Below are 17,969 nucleotides of genomic sequence, written 5' to 3' on the forward strand. Positions count from 1 at the left end.
AGCTATTCTGATTGCAAAGATTTAATAAACTTATAAAGTACATACTATTGTAGAAATGCGTAAAAAAACACCCTTATTTTCAATTAAGAAAATAAGGGTGCAAATTACTCAGAAAGACGATTCGAAATCATCTTCCCAGCGGTAATTATAGAATCGCTCTTTTGTGAGCCAATTTTCAGTTTCGGTATCACCTTGCGCCAGTTTGTGTTCCATCTCTTCCAACATCCAGGCAGTTTGTGAAATGTGCGCTTTCATGGACGCCATCTTCTGGTCTCTGACAGGTGTAATATCGTAAACGATGTCCGGATTGCCAAGAACTTCAAGTGTGTTATTGGCAAATGCCACGCAATGGAGTTTCGGACGGTCTTTCATCCGGCGAACAGCCCTTACTACCGCACGTGCAGTCGCTTCATGATCCGGATGGACGGCGAATTTCGGATAGAAGGTGATGATCAGGGAAGGATTCAATTCTTCAATCAGCTCCGTCATCATGCCAACCATTTTTTCGTCGTCTTCGAATTCAATCGTTTTATCACGCAGCCCCATCATCCGCAAATCGGTCAGACCGATGGCTTCAGCAGAAGCTTTCAATTCTTTTTTGCGTATTTCAGGAAGTGACTCCCGAGTCGCAAACGGCGGGTTTCCTAAGTTCCGGCCCATTTCACCAAGTGTGAGGCAGGCATATGTAACCGGCGTACCCTGTTTGATATGTGTAGTCATTGTTCCGGACACACCGAACGCTTCATCATCCGGGTGAGGGAACACCACCAATACGTGTCGCTCTTTTGGTATTGTCATTTCGAGTCCCCCTTAATAACTGAACGGTGTTTCGCTGATCTGCAGCGCAACCGCCAATTTCCCTGTTCCGTCATGCCCTGCAAGCAGCAGCCGTCCCTGATCATCCATTTCATAATGGGTGATGCCTTGCGCGTAAACCCAGCCATGCGGCAGTTTCAAGCCGACACGGTGCGGGCTGTCCCCGACTACTTTGCCTAACTCATAATTAATGACAACATTGCGGATGAAAGCTCCGGCATTGAAAAATGCTTCATTAAAATGGCTGGCGTAAGATCCGTTCGTGGTCTCCAGGTGAAGATATACATCTTTCCCGGCGAACGCGTCCAATTGGACCTGCAATTTCTTCACTTCGACTAATTCCACGATAAAATCCTCCTCAAACAATCCGTATCTTTTAAGTATATGGAAAAAATACTGAGATTGCGATTAGTTAGCTCTACGGATTCCGAAATAATGGTAGAATAATGAAAGAGAGAATTTTCCAACAAAAGAGGATGGGGCATATGAAATTATTGCTGAAGTTTTTTATTGCTGTCGGAGGAATTATCCTTGCCAGCAGTTTGCCGGTTCTGATAGCCGGCTGGCTACAAAAGGAATGGAGATGGAAGATATATTTCGAATCCATTCAGACTACTTTGCAGGAACTGTGGCCGATCAATGAAATCGCTTTTTTCAATTACCGTGCACAAAGGCCGATGTCATTATTTCCAAATGTTTTTGAATACATAACTTACTCGCTGCAGATTCTGTTTTTGGCTTTGCTGGTGGCAGTGATAGTTTCTTTAGGGTTAACGATCATTACGATGCTGCTTTCAGAAAAAGCTCGGGAAAGAGTGAAGATGGCTCTCTATTTTCTGGAGTCGGTTCCAGACCTTTTGATCATCATGCTGGCTCAACTGGCGGTTGTCCTGTTTTTCAAGCAGACAGGAATTCTGATTTCCAAAATAGCCGCAGTAGGGGACGACCGGATTTACTGGCTTCCGGTACTGTGCCTGGCAATTCTGCCGACCATCCAATTGTACCGGTTGGCGATGCTGACGTTTCAGGAAGAAGAACGCCAGATGTATGTGGACCTTGCCCGTGCACTTGGCTTTTCAAAAGTCTACATCGTCCTGGTCCACATGTTCCGCAATGCCATCATCAGCATCTTTTTCCAATCCAAGAAAACGATGTGGTTCATGCTGTCGAATCTCTTCATCCTGGAACTGATGTTCAATTTGCCTGGCATCATGCTGTTTCTTCGCGATAATATGTATCCAGCCGGTTTCCTGGTTACTGTATTCAGTTTTTTCCTGCCGATGTTCTTTTTGTATAGCTTCGGCGAATGGTATTTTGTGCGCCGGATGCGCGGAAAGGGGGAGGTATAAATGTGGAAACAGCCTTATTTCGTCATTGGGTTCAGCATTATCGCCTTCTTCCTTGCAGGCAGTTTCGTCTATGAATGGATTTGGGGGAATGTTCCACGCCAGATTTATTACATCATGGAAGGCGGGCGTGCGGTGGAAGGCGCGCCAATCTCGCCGAATTGGCAATTCCCGCTTGGCTCCGATGAATTCGGATATGACCTTGTCGGCAAGCTGATGCTTGGGGCAAAATATACGATCCTTGCCGCTTTGGCGGTAGCAGCATTGCGTATGCTGATCGCTGTTCCGCTTGGTTATATTTTGGGTACCTATCTGGATAAGCACCGTAAATGGATTTCAAGCCTTGCCGACTCGATGCACTATATTCCGCTGACGCTGTTCGCAGCATTTGTTTTGACGCCAGTCCTATGGATGCCGCAGGAAGGTTTTACAAATACCATCTGGGAACGGATCGGTATTCAAGTTGTTATTATGGCGTTGTTGACGGTCCCGATTGTTGCTATATTGATTGCCAATGAAGCCGCGTTGCTGCGTGATAAGGAATTCATCCTGGCGGCGAAAACGCTCGGAGCCGGACGGTTGCGTATCATCCGTAAGCATCTCTATCCGCAGATGCGGGAAAAAATCGCCGTATTGTATGGACAGCAGGTCATGGAGACATTCATCGTTTTTGCCCATCTGGGTCTTCTGAAACTATTCCTGGGAGGCACAAAGGTCAGCTATGATCCGCTGTTCGGCGATCCGCCAATGTCCATTTCCTATGAGTGGGCAGGGTTGTTCGGATCAACTTTCCGCTATCTCCAGAGTGCACCGTGGCTGCCGCTTGCGCCTGTGCTGTTTATCGGCCTGACGATTTTCGCCGTGTCGATGATGATGGAAGGCTATCTGCGTTCCAAAAATCCGAAAGTTAAAAAATTGCGCAAAGCGAAAGTCGAAGAACCGGCAGTCGAATGGAACCGGGAGCAGCTACGCAATAATATGGTGAGGATCAAAGAGCAGGAAATGATAAAAGCTGAAAAATAAGATGAAAATTAGGCAGAACAAAACCCTCACGAATAGCGAGGGTTTTGTTTTTTATTTTGGATCAGCAAGTACAGCATAAAGAGGACGAAACCGCCAACGAAAGTTCCCATACTTACATACAAAGCAGTCATTTCATCAATGTCCATAAAACTCATGACAAAATCAGGGCCGAACAAGAACAGGGGAAGAATGACTGTAATCCAAGTTTTGGACCAGATGGCTCCGATAATGAAAATAAGGACTCCCAGGGCAGCAATGATCCACATCATTTCTCTGGATGGGATATAGAACGGCTCGAAATAGAAGATATCAAGAAACAGTACAGCAGACATCAATCCGACCGTAATCAATTGAATGCTGATGAAGATGATAAATTCCTTTTTCTTGGACCATTTTTTCACTGCCATCTTTCGGAAAGTGACGATATATGCTGCGATGCTTGCCACTCCGATCAGAGGAAAAGCGGCCAGTTTCAATAACGAGAAGCTCAGTTCCCCTCTGATGGCTGAACCGGTGATGAAATAGGCGATTAACAGAAGGATGAACATCGGCATGAATTTGATGAGCCCGTAAAAATCTGTGATCATCTCGCTGCTGACATTTTTCATATATGCTTCTGGGGACCCGCCTGTAACACTGTCCAAATTTTTGCCGCGGCTTTCAGCTTCTTCAAGATGTGCACGCAATTCCTCTGCAATTTCTTTGATCTCTGAATCTTTTTTTCCTGAAGTCATTAAATACAACCTCAAGTTGGCGATGAATTCTTCACTTTCTTTTGATAACCTCATTTAAATTTCCTCCTTTACCAGTCGGTTGACAGATTCAGATAGACTTTCCCAGCGCTCTTTAAATTCATGAAATTCATTTTCACCGCTTGGAGTGAGTGTGTAATATTTCCGCTTTGGCCCGCTGGGGGATTCTTTCATGACCGATTTCACGAACCCTTCTTTTTGCAGCCTCAGGAGTACGGGATAAATACTGCCTTCACTGACCATCCTGAAGCCGTAAAGCTCCAGTTTCTCAATCATCTCATAACCATATGTTTCGCCTTTGCTGATAATGGCCAGCAGGCAGCCATCGAGAATTCCTTTAAGCATCTGGCTTGATGACATTCCTTCACCTCTTTCACTATGTTGTTTAGCAAGATACTCAGCTGTGATGTTACTACTTTGTAATACAATATAGCATAACGTTGAATTTAGAGTCAACTACTTTGTAAAACAAGATAGTGTTTTGGAAGAAGGAACTTTTAAAGATCACAGCGAATTTATTTAAAATGAAAAGAATCGAAACAAGGGGATATGAACGTGGTAGAAATCAGAAGGTTGTCAGAATGCACGATTGAACAAGGGGTGGAAGCATGGAATAAAGGGTTTGAAGGCTATCATTTTGATATGACGACAACACCCGAAGCTTTTAAAAAGAGAATCGATCAGGAGGGCCTTTCAGGAGACTTGTCCGTCGTGGCGTTCGACGGCGAGGAACCTGTGGGCCTTGTGCTTAACGGAACACGGGAATCGGCAGGCAGAAAAATTGGCTGGAACGGCGGCACGGGGGTCGCAATGTCCTGGCGCAAAAAAGGCGTTGGCAAGCTGTTAATGGAAAAGACGCTTCAAATCCTGAACGAACAGGATGTTGAAGTGGCGACTCTTGAAGCGATCTCAGGCAATGAAAAAGCAATCGAATTATATAAAAAACTGGGTTATGAAATTGTGGATGAACTTCATTTCATGAAGCTGGACGGCGCGGTTGAAAGGAAAGTACCAAGTGACACAAGAGAATATAATATCCGAAAAGCGGATCCGGAAGAAATCGGGCGGCTGCCATTTTACCGTGGTGATTTTCCGTGGCAGACCCAGTGGCAAAGCGTTCGGGACGGTGAAGGGATGATCGCCTTCAATGATGAAGGGAGAGCCGCCGGTTATGCGTTTTTCAGGAAACTGACCGATGAGCAGGGGAATCATACCCGAACAATTCTGTATCAATGCGAAACGGCGCCTGATAAGAAGGAGCGGGAAGAAATTACAAATGCACTTTTAAACAGCGTCTTTGAAAATTTCGCAGATCCAATCAGCCGGACAGCGGTCAATGTTCCGGTAACCGCAAATGCTGCAACTTATAAGGTCCTTCGGGACAGAGGGTTTGAAAAGAATTTTTCACAGGTGTTTATGAAAAAAGAGTTGCAGGAATAAAAAAAGGAGGACGCATTTTTCAGCGTCCTCCTTTTTCATGTGTGAAATCAGGAAATTACAATTCCACTACTTCCACTTCTGTTTTCGGGAATTTATTGGCAGCGCCGTGCATGACGGGGCCAACGTATTCGTTCAGCTTCCAGCCGTGTTCGATAGCAGCCGAGACGAAAATTTTAGCGTTCAATACGGCATCCTTCACAGATTGCCCGTTAGCGATATTGGCTGTGATGGCAGCGGCGAATGTACAGCCTGCGCCGTGGTTGTAGTTCGTATCTGTCTTCGGTGCAGTCAGCAAATAATGCTTCTCACCGTCGTACAGCAAATCTGCCGCTTTTTCATGCTTCAATTGTTTGCCGCCTTTGACGACAACGAATTTAGCGCCGTTTTCATGGATTTTTTCAGCGGCCGCCTGCATTTCTTCGACCGTACTTATACGGCCAAGGCGTGATAATTCGCCAGCTTCGACAAGGTTTGGTGTAACGACTTTAGCGTATGGCAATAAATACTTGATCATGGCATCGACATTTTCCGGGAACATGACTTCGGCTTCGCCTTTGCATGCCATAACCGGGTCGATGACAACATCTTTTATGCCGGAAGCGGCAATCGCTTCTCCCGCTGCCTGGATGATTTCGGCAGTCGGCAGCATGCCGGTTTTCAACGCGTCAATGCCTGTGGAAAAAGCGGTAGTCATTTGCGTTTTTAAAGTATCAACCGGTATCGGGTGGACACCGTGGCTCCAATTATTATTCGGGTCCATGGTGACGATGACCGTCAAAGCGTTCATACCGTATGTTCCATGCTCCTGGAAAGTTTTGAGGTCAGCCTGGATGCCGGCACCGCCGGATGTATCGGATCCTGCAATTGTTAAAGTCTTTTTGAGTGACATGTATATAACCCCTTTAATAGATAGAATGTTTGCTATGTTCATTTTAACAAAAAGCTCTGCTTTTACAATCTATTGGGCTTTTGAGGCCATAGCAGCAGCACTGAAGTGAGAGCGCCGATTGCCGCAAACAATAAAGCGAAGCTTCCCATGATCCAGTGGCCGCTTTTGAAAAGACCAAATGCTATCAGGAATGTTAAAATGGTAGCAATTGCAATAACGGCAGCAAGACAGCCGACACCCGCGCTTTTTGCGCTTTCAGGCGCAGATTCGCCTTTGGTTGAGGAAACGGTTTTGATTTTATTTAGCCAGTCAGCCATGGGCAACGCTCCTTTTATAGAAATATCGTAACACGACAATCAGCTGAAAAAAATAGAAAGAGGGATGTCAATTGGCTAAGGATCCGAAAATCACGGAAATGGAACGCTTGCTCGAAGAGATGAAAGGCAAAAAAGGGACAGAGGAATCGGGATTCTGGAAATCGATGAAAGTGATGATGGGCGTTTTCCGTAATTCGTTTCTCGTATTACTTCTGATAGCTCTGCTTTTATTGGTCGCATTGCCGCTCGGCACCTGGTGGATGATCTCACAGGGCAGCACAGCAACTGAAAGCAAAAGCGCTTTTCTTGAAAGAATGCAGGATCTCAACGAACTATCGACCGCCGAAGCCTACTCAAAAGTCATCATCAAACGGGAAGACAACCAGATATTCGGGCAGGATATCGGATTGGATATTCCAGGGACGAAACGCGAGCTGCTTGTCGTAATCCCTGGCTCCGTCCGCGCGGGAATCGATTTCTCGCAAATTACGGAAGATGATATCGAAGTGGATGAAGAAGCGAAAATCGCGACGCTGACATTGCCGAACGCAGATTTCCTGGGCGGTCCTGAATTGTTCATGGATAAAGTGGAGATTTATACGAATGAAGGTCTGTTAAGCGGAGGGAGAGATTTCCCCGAAGCCTACGAACTCGCTGAAGAGGCAAAACAGATGATGCTCGAAGAAACCCGCGGCCAGGGCGTGCTGGAGCTGGCGGAAACGAATGCAGCGCGGTCGGTTGAAGAAATGTTCCAATTGGTGGGCTATGATGTAACGGTAGAGTTTGAAAACTAAGGAGTGATGGTCATGGCAAAAAAAATCTTATCCAACGATTGGCAGGATGTAGTCGGGGAGGAATTTGATAAACCTTATTACAAAGAACTCCGTGAGTTTCTGAAAGAACAGTATGCCAATGAAACCGTTTATCCACCGCAAGATGAAATCTGGTCGGCATTTGAACATACGGCTTTCAAGGATGTCAAAGTCGTCATTCTCGGGCAGGATCCCTACCACGGGGCGGGACAGGCGCATGGCCTGAGCTTTTCGGTCAAGCCCGGCGTCAGAATTCCGCCAAGCCTCCGAAATATATTCAAGGAATTGAATGAGGATATCGGCTGTGAACAGCCTGCCGATGGCACTTTGACCAAATGGGCGGACCAAGGTGTCATGATGTTGAACACCGTTTTAACGGTTCGGAAAGGTGATGCCAATTCGCACCGGGGCAAAGGCTGGGAAGAATTCACGGATGAAGTGATCCGGAAATTATCAGCTCGCAAGGAACCGGTGATTTTCGTTTTATGGGGCAAGCCGGCACAGACGAAAAAAGGGCTGATCGACTTGGATCGCCATGATGTCATCGAAGCACCGCATCCGAGTCCGTTCAGTGCTAGCCGAGGCTTTTTCGGCAGCAAGCCTTTTTCAAAAGTGAACAGCCTGTTACAAAAGCGCGGCGAAGAGGCGATAGATTTCTGTTTGGACTGACTTGCTCGAGGCGAGCATGTTAAAATAAGGGACGATATGAAAAAAGGAAGGGGGATTTAAAATGGCGATTGGACAAGAACGTGTCATCACTGAAATTGAAAAGCATGCGCGGCTGGCCCGCTCGGGTGATTCTGCAAAGATGCGCGAGTCGGTTGCCGCGATCCGCGCACTGTGCGACTTATTGCTTGAAAGTGATGAGCAGCAGCCCGCTTCACCGGCGCCACGAGCGGTTCCGTTGGCTGCATCCCCCTCGCCGCAGCCTGTACTGTCTGAAAAGAAACTGGAAGAAGACGGGGCGAACGGCGACTCGCTTTTTGAATTTTAAGGGAATGAGGAATAAGGTATGAAATTTTTCTTGATTGCCGGAGCTGTCAACGCTTTACTGAGCGTAGCTTTCGGTGCGTTCGGCGCGCATATGCTGGAAGGCCGCGTCGCTGATAAATATTTGGATACGTGGCAAACCGCGGTCCAATATCAGATGTTCCATTCGATCGGTTTGATCGTCGTAGCCGTTTTGATGAGCACAACTCTAATCGGTCCACTGGGATCGCTGAACTGGGCAGGATATTTGATGCTTGCCGGCATCATCATCTTCTCGGGCAGCCTGTACATTTTAAGCTTGACCGGCATCAGCATTCTGGGTGCCATCACGCCAATCGGCGGCGTAGCATTCATCGCCGGCTGGGTCATGCTCATCATTGCTGCAATGAAAGCACTATAAGAATTGGAAAAGCTGTCCGCGGGTTAGATGCGGACAGCTTTTTTGATGGAGGATTGGAATGGTGACTAGATGAAAGTGAGCGGCACAGCGCTCACGGACCCAGCAGTTTGCTGCGGCAAACTGTAGGTAATTAAGGGGTTGGAAGTAGTGCGGATAGTAAATGTGACGTTCCGGATAGTATTTCATCGGTTGCGGATGGTATATCCAGAAAACTGGAAATAGAGAAGGTGGAATTTGGTGTTTGAGTGGAAACAGTCTTGAAAAGTCCGAGATTCAAGCGCTAATTTAACCAATAAAATCCATAATTTTTAGCCACACAAATTGAGGTGCGGAAATTTGCTTCTGAGGTGCGGAAAAAGACATTTGAGGTGCGGAAAATCGGCTAGAAGGTGCGGAAATCTCATTATGAGGTGCGGTCAGAAAATTTCTGTTTAATTTTCACAAAAAAATCTCCGCCGCCCTCTCCAAAATAAATCCCCACGAAAAAAGCCGCCAAAAAAGGCGGCTTGCTTCATCGAACAATTTAAACTTCCAAAAACTTAACGATTCTTTCTTTATCAAGGCGCGTGCCGACGTAGAACGAACCGAATTCAGCGTAACGCGCGCTGACTTCGTCAAAACGCATTTCGTAGATCAGTTTCTTGAACTGGAGAACGTCATCGGCGAACAAAGTTACTCCCCATTCGTAATCATCGAAGCCGACAGAGCCGGAGATGATCTGTTTTACTTTGCCTGCGTAGCTGCGGCCGATTTTGCCGTGTGACAGCATCAAATCTTTGCGCTCGTCCATCGGCAGCATGTACCAATTGTCATCGCCATCGCGGCGTTTGTCCATCGGGTAGAAGCAGATGTACTGCGAACGCTGAAGCTCCGGATACAAACGCGCACGGACATGCGGGTTCTGGTATGGATCTTCATCTGATTTGCCAGCAAGGTAATTCGAAAGTTCCACAACAGATACGTAAGAGTATGTCGGGACCGTGTAAGCGACCAATGTCAGCTTGTTGTATTCCGTTTCAAGCTCACGCAATTCGTCCATCGTTTCGCGCAGAAGCATCAGCATCAGGTCAGCCTTTTGGCCAACAATTGAATACAATGCGTGTGCGCCGGTTTTATTGTCATCGGCCTGGTTTACTTTGTCCATGAACGCCTGGTATTCGTCGATCGCGAATTGGCGTTCGCCTTCCTCAAGCATTTTCCATGATACCCAATCCATCGAACGGAAATCGTGGAGGACGTACCAGCCGTCTAAAGTGATTGCTGCTTCATTCATCTGTAAACACTCCTTCTAATCTAAAATCTCTCAAAACCAGTTTATCATACCCATCCTGCAAGTTCCTTCAAAAGAAATGGCTGTCACCAATTTGACATGACCATCGTTCCTTTTCACAGGACAGGCTGTAATGTAAAATGAAACCAAGCAACAGCTTTGAAGAGGAGAAAAATCATGCGGTCATTTACAGATCAAAAAGAATGGCGTTTCTGGGACCAGTCCTTGAGCGCAAAAAACAGATCCGCGCTCGAATCATTTGCGGCGGACGATTTATTATGTGAATTGGTCGGCTCCGGTGCAAGCGTCCCGGCGATCCGTACATGGGTCCATGACAATACCGTCGTACTCGGTATCCAGGACCACCGGCTGCCGCATATCAATGAAGGACTCGAATTGCTGAAAGAGCGGGGCTACAACCCGATTGTCCGAAATTCTGGCGGACTCGCGGTGGTTCTCGACGAAGGTGTATTGAATATTTCTGTCGTGTTGTCTGAAAAGGAAAGCGCCATCGACATTCCGGAAGGCTATGAAATGATGCTCGATCTTGTCCGGCTGCTGTTCCCGGAAGCGGAAATCGATGCCTATGAAATCGTGGGCTCCTATTGCCCGGGCTCATATGACCTCAGCATCGGCGGCCGGAAATTTGCAGGAATCTCCCAGCGCCGCATCCGCAAAGGCATCGCCGTTCAAGTCTATCTTTGTGTCGAAGGCAGCGGTTCCGAACGTGCGGAACTGATTCGCGATTTCTATGAAAACGGATTAAAAGGAGAAGAAACGAAATTCGCTTATCCTTCCATACAGCCTGAAACCATGGCTTCACTCAGTGAGTTGCTCGGACGCAATATCACCGTAGCAGAAGTGGTAGTCGATCTGTATAACTTGCTCGAAAAACCGGAGATGAAACCGCTCCAGCCGGAAGAAACCGAGCGCTACGGCTATTACCTTGAGCGTGTAGTTGAGCGCAATGCGAAAATGCTGAGCACGAGTTGAATGGTTGAAGCAGAGTGATGTAAACTGAAGAATAAACAGAAAAATCTGGAGGTGCGTGTGTGGATTATGCAAATCAGAAATTAGCGGAAGAGAAAGTGTTTAAAGATCCGGTTCACCGGTATATCCACGTACGCGACCAAGTCATCTGGGATTTGATCAACGCCAGGGAATTCCAGCGCATGCGCCGCATCAAACAGCTTGGCACATCCTACCTCGTATTTCACGGGGCGGAGCACAGCCGTTTCAGCCATTCGCTCGGCGTCTATGAAATTGTGCGCCGGATCCTCGACGACATATTCCACGGCCGTCCGGAATGGGATGAAAGTGAACGCCTCGTCGTCCTTTGTGCAGCTTTATTGCACGACCTGGGCCACGGCCCGTTTTCGCATTCATTCGAGAAAGTATTCAATGTCGACCACGAGGATTTCACCCGTGAAATCCTGCAGGGCGATACGGAAGTCAACAGCATCCTGAAAAAAGTCGCGCCGGACTTTCCGAAGAAAGTGGCGGAAGTAATCGGCAAAACCTATGCCAATAAACAAGTGGTTTCCCTGATATCCAGCCAGATCGATGCAGACCGGATGGATTATTTGCAACGCGATGCCTATTACACCGGTGTTTCTTACGGCCATTTTGATATGGAACGGATTCTCCGCGTCATGCGCCCGTTCGAAGATCAGGTCGTCATCAAATCGAGCGGCATGCATGCGGTTGAAGATTACATCATGAGCCGCTACCAGATGTACTGGCAGGTTTATTTCCATCCGGTCGCGCGCAGTGCCGAAGTGATTCTTCGGAAAATCCTGCAGCGCGCGAAGTATCTGAGTGGCCACGGCTATAAATTCGAACAGCCGCCGACGCATTTTCTCGCCTTTTTCGATAGATCTTTCACGCTGAAAGATTATCTGGCGCTTGATGAAGGTGTGCTGATGACGTATTTCCAGCTGTGGATTACAGAACGCGACCCGATTCTTTCAGATCTTTGCGACCGTTTCGTCAACCGCCGTCTGTTCCAGTACGTCGATTTCGATCCTGGCAAGGATTATAAGAAACTGGGCGAACTGGCGCAATTATTCCAAAAAGCCGGCATCGATCCGGAATACTATTTAATAGATGATTCGACGTCGGATCTGCCCTATGATTTCTACCGGCCGGGCGAGGAAGAGGAACGCCTGCCGATCCATCTTTTGATGCCGAATGGCGATATCAAGGAATTGTCGCGGTTGTCCCAAATCGTTGACGGCATTTCAGGCAAACGCCGCACAGACTATAAATTATATTTCCCAGCGGAATTATTGATTGATGGCAAGAAGAAGGAAATAAAACAGCAAATACTTGAGTTATTAAGAGAAGGAGGGGTTTGATTGCTCCAGGAACACGCAAAAATAGTGGATTTCATCTCCACGGCGGAAGGTGTAACCGGACGCAAGAAATTGCAGAAGATGATATACATATTGAAGAAAATCGGCGTGCCGTTTCAGGAAAAATACGAATTCCATATCTATGGACCGTATTCAGAGGAATTGACTGCGCGCATCGAAGAATTGTGTGATATGGGTTTTATTCTCGAACAAAAAGAAGATAAAAGTTCATATGTCCAATATCGCTACGAAGTAACGGCGGAAGGGCTTGAATTCCGCAATGCCCTCGGCAAGCCGGTGCTTGAAAACAGTGAACACGCTGTGCAGCTGAACGGCAAAAGCGCCAGATTCCTTGAGCTGACGGCGACCTTATTGTTTTTTGATGATTTGGGGCAGGAGGAGCAGATTGCCAAACTCCACAGCGTCAAAGGGAAGCTCAATTTTACAGCGGAAGAAATTGCGGAAGCATTTGCTTTTATAGAAGAATTGAAGAATTAATTCCAGAAAATAAAAAAGCTTCCGTGAAGGAAGCTGGGGTGGAGTCGCTTTTCTTAGTGTCCAGACTCCGGCGACCCAGCTCTTCGGGTCATAAGCCGGTCTAGCTATGCGGCCAAGAGCGCCGCGCCGCTATTCCGTCTTATGCCTTTCAGAGCTAGGCGGGTGCCGTCGCTTTTCGTTTATTGATCTGAAAAAAGTTTGCCTTTTGTGCCGTAGTCGGTTTTCTTCATGTCTTCGATGAAAACGACAACGTTCTCGACTGGTGCACCGGTTGTTTCGGAAACAGCTTCCGTGACTTTCTCAACAAGCGCGCGTTTCTGGTCTTCCGTTCTTCCTTCGAGCATTTTAACAGTTACGTATGGCATAATGGACACAGCTCCTTTTCTTTGGGTTAGCCTTATCATAGCAGAATGGAGGGAATGTACACATGTCGAACAATGAAAAACCAAAACAAAAAGTAGGATTCACCATTATAAAAGACGATCCAACCGACGGCCATAAAGGCTACGGTATCGGATCACTGTCGCTGGAAAACGTCTCGCCGCTGTTTATCGATGTTGCCGAGCAGGAAGCGTTCATCGATATTGGTGCGATGCATGCGCGCAGTGAAGTGGAACGCGGGATAAAATTCACCACTAACCGTGAAGATTCAGCAGGCGGCAAGGATTACTGGCTGATCTGGATCACCATCGATTTCAATCCGGAAGGTCCTTATTATGCGGGTGTCACTGCTTGTGAAATGGTAGTGAACAGGGAAAAACGCCGCGGCTATAAAATCCTGGCCGACCATGTCAACCGCATGGACAAATCGATGAAACGCAGAATTTTAGTCGATAACATGGATGCACCGTCTAAACGAGTGCTCGCGGAATACTTGCGCAGCCACAACGCTGAAATGTGGCAGCGGAGTTCTGAACAGCTGCACACCGAACTGGACGTATAAATAGAGTGGGAAAGAGCTTTGGCCGTTCCGGGCTGGAGCTCTTTTTTTCATAAAGCTCTTTAAAGAATCCGCATGGACAAATGCAACATATCATTTGACTGATATAATATCCGGGCGCGCATCCAAGTCACAGATTTGCTGAAATGAAAAGTCATTTATTTGCTGTCGACCATATTTTTTTATTATTTTTGAACAAAATATGACTTTTCAAAATGGGTATAACAGGCAGTTGAAGTTGCAGGAAAAAGGAAGTACACTAGGGATACAGCTTTTAAATAGAAAGCTAGGACACCTGTCGGCAAGCAAGTGCCGTGAGCGATTGGATCAAACCCAAGCCCAATGCCTCATGTCACTTTCTTCGCCAATCAGGATTAAAAAGGTTTTCTGTGCAGGGAAAAATTCTCTGTGCAGAAAGCCTTTTTAACTGGATAATGAGTATAACTTTACTAATGTGAAGGTTCTTATAAACCAGTGTTTAGCTGTCCAGACTTCAGCGCCCAGATTCTCGGGATCATAAGCCGCTCTGGCTATACGGCTGAAAACACGCCGCTTCGCCAGAGCGGCTTATGCCTGTCGAATCTACATGGGCGCTTTCGCTTTTCTTATTTTCCTGAATAATATTGTGACAGTCGGGTAAAGGAGATTGTGTGAAAAATTGTATTGCACTTTTGACCAAAACACTTATACTTTTTTAAGTGATTACTATATAAGATAAAGGAGTTTGATTATAGATGGCAGGATTCTGGTATACAGAAAAGCAGACGGAGAATTTCGGTATTACAATGAAGATCAACAAAACGCTTCACACGGAGCAGACGGATTTTCAATATTTGGAGATGGCTGAAACCGCGGAATGGGGCAATATGCTGTTCCTTGACGGCATGGTCATGACTTCTGAGAAAGACGAATTCGTTTACCATGAAATGGTGGCGCACGTGCCATTGTTCACGCACCCGAACCCGGAAAATGTTTTGGTTGTCGGCGGCGGCGACGGCGGTGTCATCCGTGAAATCCTGAAGCATCCTTCTGTTAAGAAAGCGACGCTGGTCGATATCGACGGCAAAGTGATCGAGTACTCGAAGAAATTCCTGCCATCGATTGCATCCGGCCTTGAAGATGCACGCGTGGAAGTGATTGTAGGAGACGGCTTTATGCACATCGCGGAATCGGAAAACGAATACGACGTGATCATGGTCGATTCGACTGAACCGGTCGGCCCGGCTGTGAATTTATTCTCTAAAGGCTTTTATGCCGGTATTTCGAAAGCGCTCAAAGAAGACGGCATTTTTGTCGCGCAATCGGACAACCCTTGGTTCAAAGGTGATTTGATCCAGCAGGTGCAGAGTGACGTTCGGGAAATTTTCCCGATTACGAAATTGTATTTGGCAAACATTCCAACTTACCCAAGCGGCCTTTGGGCATTCACGATCGGTTCGAAAAAATACGACCCGCTTGCTGTTCCGGCTGAGCGTTTCCATGAAATCGATACAAAATACTACACGAAGGAGCTGCACAACGCGGCATTTGCGCTCCCTAAATTCGTGAAAGATTTGGCAGGCGAATAAAATATGAGATTCGACGAAACTTATTCAGGCAAAGTGTTTATTGGCAGCCATCCGAATTACGACGAGTCGAAAGCGGTGCTGTACGGCATGCCGATGGACTGGACCGTCAGCTACCGTCCGGGATCCCGTTTCGGCCCGAATAAAATCCGTGAAGTGTCGATCGGTCTGGAAGAATACAGCCCGTATCTTGACCGCGAACTGCACGAAGTGAAGTTCTTCGATGCAGGCGATATTCCGTTGCCGTTCGGCAATCCGGAAAAATCATTGCTCGAAATCGAGACGTATGTCCGCACGCTTTTAGCCGATGACAAAATTCCTGTTGGCATGGGCGGCGAGCATCTGGTGTCATTGCCGGTGATGAAAGCTGTTGCCAGCAAATACGACGACCTGGCCATCATCCATTTCGACGCGCACACCGACCTTCGTGAAAACTACGAAGGCGAAGAATATTCCCATTCGACGCCGATCCGTAAAATCGCAGACCATATCGGACCGACGAATGTTTATTCATTCGGCATCCGTTCCGGAATGAAAGAAGAATTTGAATGGGCGAAAGAGCAGGGCATGCACATTTCAAAATTCGAAGTTCTCGAGCCGCTGAAAAGAGTATTGCCGACGCTTGAAGGACGCAATGTCTACGTGACGATCGATATGGACGTATTGGATCCGGCGCACGCGCCAGGCACAGGAACTGTAGACGCTGGCGGCATCACATCGCGCGAGTTGTTGGCATCCATCCACGCCATCGCTGCGTCCGGCGTCAATGTTGTCGGCTTCGACCTGGTCGAGCTGGCACCCGTCTACGACCATTCCGACCAGACAGCGAACACAGCGAGCAAGCTGATTCGTGAAATGATCTTGGGTTGGGTGAAATAAAGAAAAGCGAAACTATAAAAAGTCGGTCCGGGAAATTTTCCCGGACCGGCTTTTTTGCACGCAATTTCAGGCTGCCGCGGATAAAAGCCAGCTAGGCGCGGATAAACAGTCATTTGCCGCGGATAAAACCATTCCAGCCGCGGATAAACTGCCTCCAGCCGCGGATAAACCCAAAAACCCTCCCCATTCATCCGTAAAAGAGGACATATTTATGTTTACTCCCGTCTGTTTAGAGAAATGGTTACCTAACGAGTTAAAAGGGGGGAGCCGAATGCATGATTTCAACGAAGTTTTTATTCAAATCCTCATATTATTGGCGATTGCCATCGCAGTCGTCGGTATAGCCAAAAAAATCAATCAGCCTGATACAATTGCGCTGGTGCTGGTGGGCCTATTGCTGGGTGTGGTCAATCTGCCATTCCCGCTCATTGACCATGCGGAAGAATTCATCACACAATCGGAAGTGTTTCAGGTCATAATCATTTCTTTGTTCCTGCCGATTCTGTTGGGGGATGCGACGCTCAAGTTGCCATTCCATCACCTCTATCAGCAGAAAAACACAGTGATCGGCATGGCGCTCGGGGGAACTTTCCTGTCATTCATCATCATCGGCTTTTCAGCGCATTACCTGATTGGCATGCCGATTGGCGTAGCCTTCACGTTTGCGGCATTGATGAGCGCGACGGATCCGATCAGTGTCCTTTCCATTTTTAAGTCTGCCGGTGTTTCGCAGAAACTCTCGACGATCATGGAAGGCGAGTCGCTCTTTAATGATGGAATTGCCATTGTCCTGTTCCAGATTTCATCCATTTATCTTCTGACTTATATTGAAATGGGTTGGGCAGGCGTCGGAAGCGGCGTGTGGCTGTTTCTGCGGTTTGCCGTAGGCGGTGTCCTGGTCGGTGTCATTCTCGGCTTCATCTTTTCGCAGGTCATCCGCTTCTACGATGATTATCCATTTGAGATAGCTGTTTCGGCTCTGCTGTTCTTCGGCAGTTATTTTATTGCAGAGCATCTTCATGTCTCCGGTGTCATCGCGGTTGTGGCGGGTGGATTCGTATTCGGCGACTACGGCGGGAAAATCGGGATGTCTGCGACGACTGAAAGGAATATCAATTCATTCTGGGACGTCATTACATTGATTGCCAATTCACTGATTTTCCTGATTGTCGGACTGGAGATCCGCAATATCGACTTTATGGGGCAATGGAATATCATCGTATTCGCCATTCTGATTGTCATCGGTGCACGGATCATTGCTCTGTTCATCTCGACGATGCCGGCGAAAAGCCTGAACCGGAAAGAACGGATCCTGCTGAACTGGGGCGGTCTGAAAGGGAGCTTATCAATTGCGCTGGCGCTCAGTCTGCCGCTTAGTTTCGAAGGCAGGGAGACGATTTTGCTGCTGACATTCTCGGTCGTCCTGTTTTCCTTGATCGTTCAGGGGCTGACAATAAAACCGCTGATCGCGAAACTCGGACTTAACCAAAAAGAGCAGGAAAACGACGTACATTAACTTACTGATCACTTCTGCCGGACAGCTGGCTGAACCGTACTTCATGCAGCGGTCAGCGGTCCGGCTTTTTTTCTGTTTATTTCGGAATAGAAACTTAATTGAAAAATCCAGTGGACTCGGGCTATAATATAAAGGTTATTATTGAACGGGGAGGCGGCAATT

At 47.3% G+C, this 17,969-nt stretch carries 22 protein-coding genes; 14 read left to right on the top strand and 8 right to left on the bottom strand.

The window, feature by feature from the left end; genetic code table 11:
• Positions 1-108: 108 nt before the first annotated feature.
• Positions 109-798: a bacillithiol biosynthesis deacetylase BshB2 gene (gene bshB2 / locus CXF70_RS02350; protein WP_101801383.1), complete on the bottom strand. Its 690-nt coding sequence runs from the start codon at positions 796-798 to the stop codon at positions 109-111.
• Between the two features lie 12 nt (positions 799-810).
• Positions 811-1,161: a YojF family protein gene (locus CXF70_RS02355; protein WP_084244136.1), complete on the bottom strand. Its 351-nt coding sequence runs from the start codon at positions 1,159-1,161 to the stop codon at positions 811-813.
• Positions 1,162-1,301: 140 nt separating this feature from the next.
• Here CXF70_RS02355 and CXF70_RS02360 point away from each other — a divergent pair, with 140 nt between their 5' ends.
• Positions 1,302-2,165: an ABC transporter permease subunit gene (locus CXF70_RS02360; RefSeq protein WP_233208522.1), complete on the top strand. Its 864-nt coding sequence runs from the start codon at positions 1,302-1,304 to the stop codon at positions 2,163-2,165.
• The gene (locus CXF70_RS02365; protein ID WP_101801385.1) at positions 2,166-3,185 is read left to right on the top strand and encodes an ABC transporter permease; all 1,020 of its coding nucleotides are present in this window, start codon (positions 2,166-2,168) and stop codon (positions 3,183-3,185) included.
• Between the two features lie 26 nt (positions 3,186-3,211).
• Here the strand turns inward: CXF70_RS02365 and CXF70_RS02370 are convergent, their stop codons facing one another.
• Together CXF70_RS02370 and CXF70_RS02375 are read right to left on the bottom strand one after the other, a co-directional pair.
• Positions 3,212-3,973, bottom strand: a complete 762-nt coding sequence (locus CXF70_RS02370) for an HAAS domain-containing protein (protein ID WP_101801386.1) — start codon at positions 3,971-3,973, stop codon at positions 3,212-3,214.
• Entirely contained in the window at positions 3,974-4,297 is a 324-nt protein-coding gene (locus tag CXF70_RS02375) for a PadR family transcriptional regulator (protein ID WP_084244142.1), read from the bottom strand.
• A gap of 195 nt (positions 4,298-4,492) precedes the next feature.
• Between CXF70_RS02375 and CXF70_RS02380 the strand changes: the two genes are divergently transcribed.
• Positions 4,493-5,377: a GNAT family N-acetyltransferase gene (locus tag CXF70_RS02380; protein ID WP_158241147.1), complete on the top strand. Its 885-nt coding sequence runs from the start codon at positions 4,493-4,495 to the stop codon at positions 5,375-5,377.
• Positions 5,378-5,432: 55 nt separating this feature from the next.
• Here CXF70_RS02380 and thiD read toward each other — a convergent pair whose 3' ends face one another.
• Complete coding sequence (thiD, locus tag CXF70_RS02385) at positions 5,433-6,266, bottom strand: bifunctional hydroxymethylpyrimidine kinase/phosphomethylpyrimidine kinase (protein WP_101801388.1); 834 nt, start codon at positions 6,264-6,266, stop codon at positions 5,433-5,435.
• Between the two features lie 62 nt (positions 6,267-6,328).
• On the bottom strand, positions 6,329-6,583 hold the full coding sequence (locus CXF70_RS02390; RefSeq protein WP_101801389.1) for a hypothetical protein: 255 nt from the start codon (positions 6,581-6,583) through the stop codon (positions 6,329-6,331).
• Between the two features lie 71 nt (positions 6,584-6,654).
• Between CXF70_RS02390 and CXF70_RS02395 the strand changes: the two genes are divergently transcribed.
• From CXF70_RS02395 to CXF70_RS02410, 4 genes are all read left to right on the top strand, one after another.
• Entirely contained in the window at positions 6,655-7,377 is a 723-nt protein-coding gene (locus tag CXF70_RS02395; protein ID WP_101801390.1) for a DUF4230 domain-containing protein, read from the top strand.
• 12 nt (positions 7,378-7,389) lie between these two features.
• Positions 7,390-8,064 (top strand): uracil-DNA glycosylase, encoded by a 675-nt coding sequence (locus tag CXF70_RS02400; RefSeq protein ID WP_101801391.1) that lies wholly within the window; start codon positions 7,390-7,392, stop codon positions 8,062-8,064.
• A gap of 61 nt (positions 8,065-8,125) precedes the next feature.
• Entirely contained in the window at positions 8,126-8,389 is a 264-nt protein-coding gene (locus CXF70_RS02405) for a YwdI family protein (protein ID WP_101801392.1), read from the top strand.
• An 18-nt stretch (positions 8,390-8,407) separates the two neighbouring features.
• Complete coding sequence (locus tag CXF70_RS02410) at positions 8,408-8,785, top strand: DUF423 domain-containing protein (RefSeq protein ID WP_101801393.1); 378 nt, start codon at positions 8,408-8,410, stop codon at positions 8,783-8,785.
• Between the two features lie 523 nt (positions 8,786-9,308).
• Here the strand turns inward: CXF70_RS02410 and hemQ are convergent.
• A complete protein-coding gene (gene hemQ / locus CXF70_RS02415) occupies positions 9,309-10,058 on the bottom strand; it encodes a hydrogen peroxide-dependent heme synthase (protein ID WP_101801394.1) in 750 nt (249 codons plus the stop codon).
• 174 nt (positions 10,059-10,232) lie between these two features.
• Between hemQ and lipL the strand changes: the two genes are divergently transcribed.
• Genes lipL through CXF70_RS02430 form a run of 3 tightly spaced genes read left to right on the top strand, consistent with a single transcriptional unit; the run spans position 10,233 to position 12,907 of the window.
• Complete coding sequence (gene lipL, locus CXF70_RS02420; protein ID WP_101801395.1) at positions 10,233-11,048, top strand: octanoyl-[GcvH]:protein N-octanoyltransferase; 816 nt, start codon at positions 10,233-10,235, stop codon at positions 11,046-11,048.
• 59 nt (positions 11,049-11,107) lie between these two features.
• Positions 11,108-12,412 carry an HD domain-containing protein gene (locus CXF70_RS02425; RefSeq protein ID WP_084244164.1) on the top strand — a complete coding sequence of 435 codons (1,305 nt, stop codon included), beginning with the start codon at positions 11,108-11,110 and terminating at the stop codon, positions 12,410-12,412.
• A complete protein-coding gene (locus CXF70_RS02430) occupies positions 12,413-12,907 on the top strand; it encodes a YwgA family protein (protein WP_101801396.1) in 495 nt (164 codons plus the stop codon).
• Positions 12,908-13,086: 179 nt separating this feature from the next.
• Here CXF70_RS02430 and CXF70_RS02435 read toward each other — a convergent pair whose 3' ends face one another.
• Positions 13,087-13,272, bottom strand: coding sequence for a 2-hydroxymuconate tautomerase (locus CXF70_RS02435; protein ID WP_033542009.1), 186 nt, complete (start codon positions 13,270-13,272; stop codon positions 13,087-13,089).
• Between the two features lie 62 nt (positions 13,273-13,334).
• Here CXF70_RS02435 and CXF70_RS02440 point away from each other — a divergent pair, with 62 nt between their 5' ends.
• The 4 genes from CXF70_RS02440 (at position 13,335) to CXF70_RS02455 (ending at position 17,807) form a co-directional block, all read left to right on the top strand.
• Positions 13,335-13,850 carry a YwhD family protein gene (locus tag CXF70_RS02440; protein WP_101801397.1) on the top strand — a complete coding sequence of 172 codons (516 nt, stop codon included), beginning with the start codon at positions 13,335-13,337 and terminating at the stop codon, positions 13,848-13,850.
• Positions 13,851-14,581: 731 nt separating this feature from the next.
• Positions 14,582-15,415, top strand: coding sequence for a spermidine synthase (gene speE / locus CXF70_RS02445; protein WP_101801398.1), 834 nt, complete (start codon positions 14,582-14,584; stop codon positions 15,413-15,415).
• A 3-nt stretch (positions 15,416-15,418) separates the two neighbouring features.
• Positions 15,419-16,291, top strand: a complete 873-nt coding sequence (gene speB / locus CXF70_RS02450) for an agmatinase (RefSeq protein WP_101801399.1) — start codon at positions 15,419-15,421, stop codon at positions 16,289-16,291.
• Positions 16,292-16,562: 271 nt separating this feature from the next.
• Entirely contained in the window at positions 16,563-17,807 is a 1,245-nt protein-coding gene (locus CXF70_RS02455; RefSeq protein ID WP_101801400.1) for a cation:proton antiporter, read from the top strand.
• Positions 17,808-17,969: the final 162 nt, after the last annotated feature.

Origin of the sequence: Planomicrobium sp. MB-3u-38, from assembly GCF_002836425.1 — a bacterium.
GTDB lineage: Bacteria > Bacillota > Bacilli > Bacillales_A > Planococcaceae > Planococcus > Planococcus okeanokoites.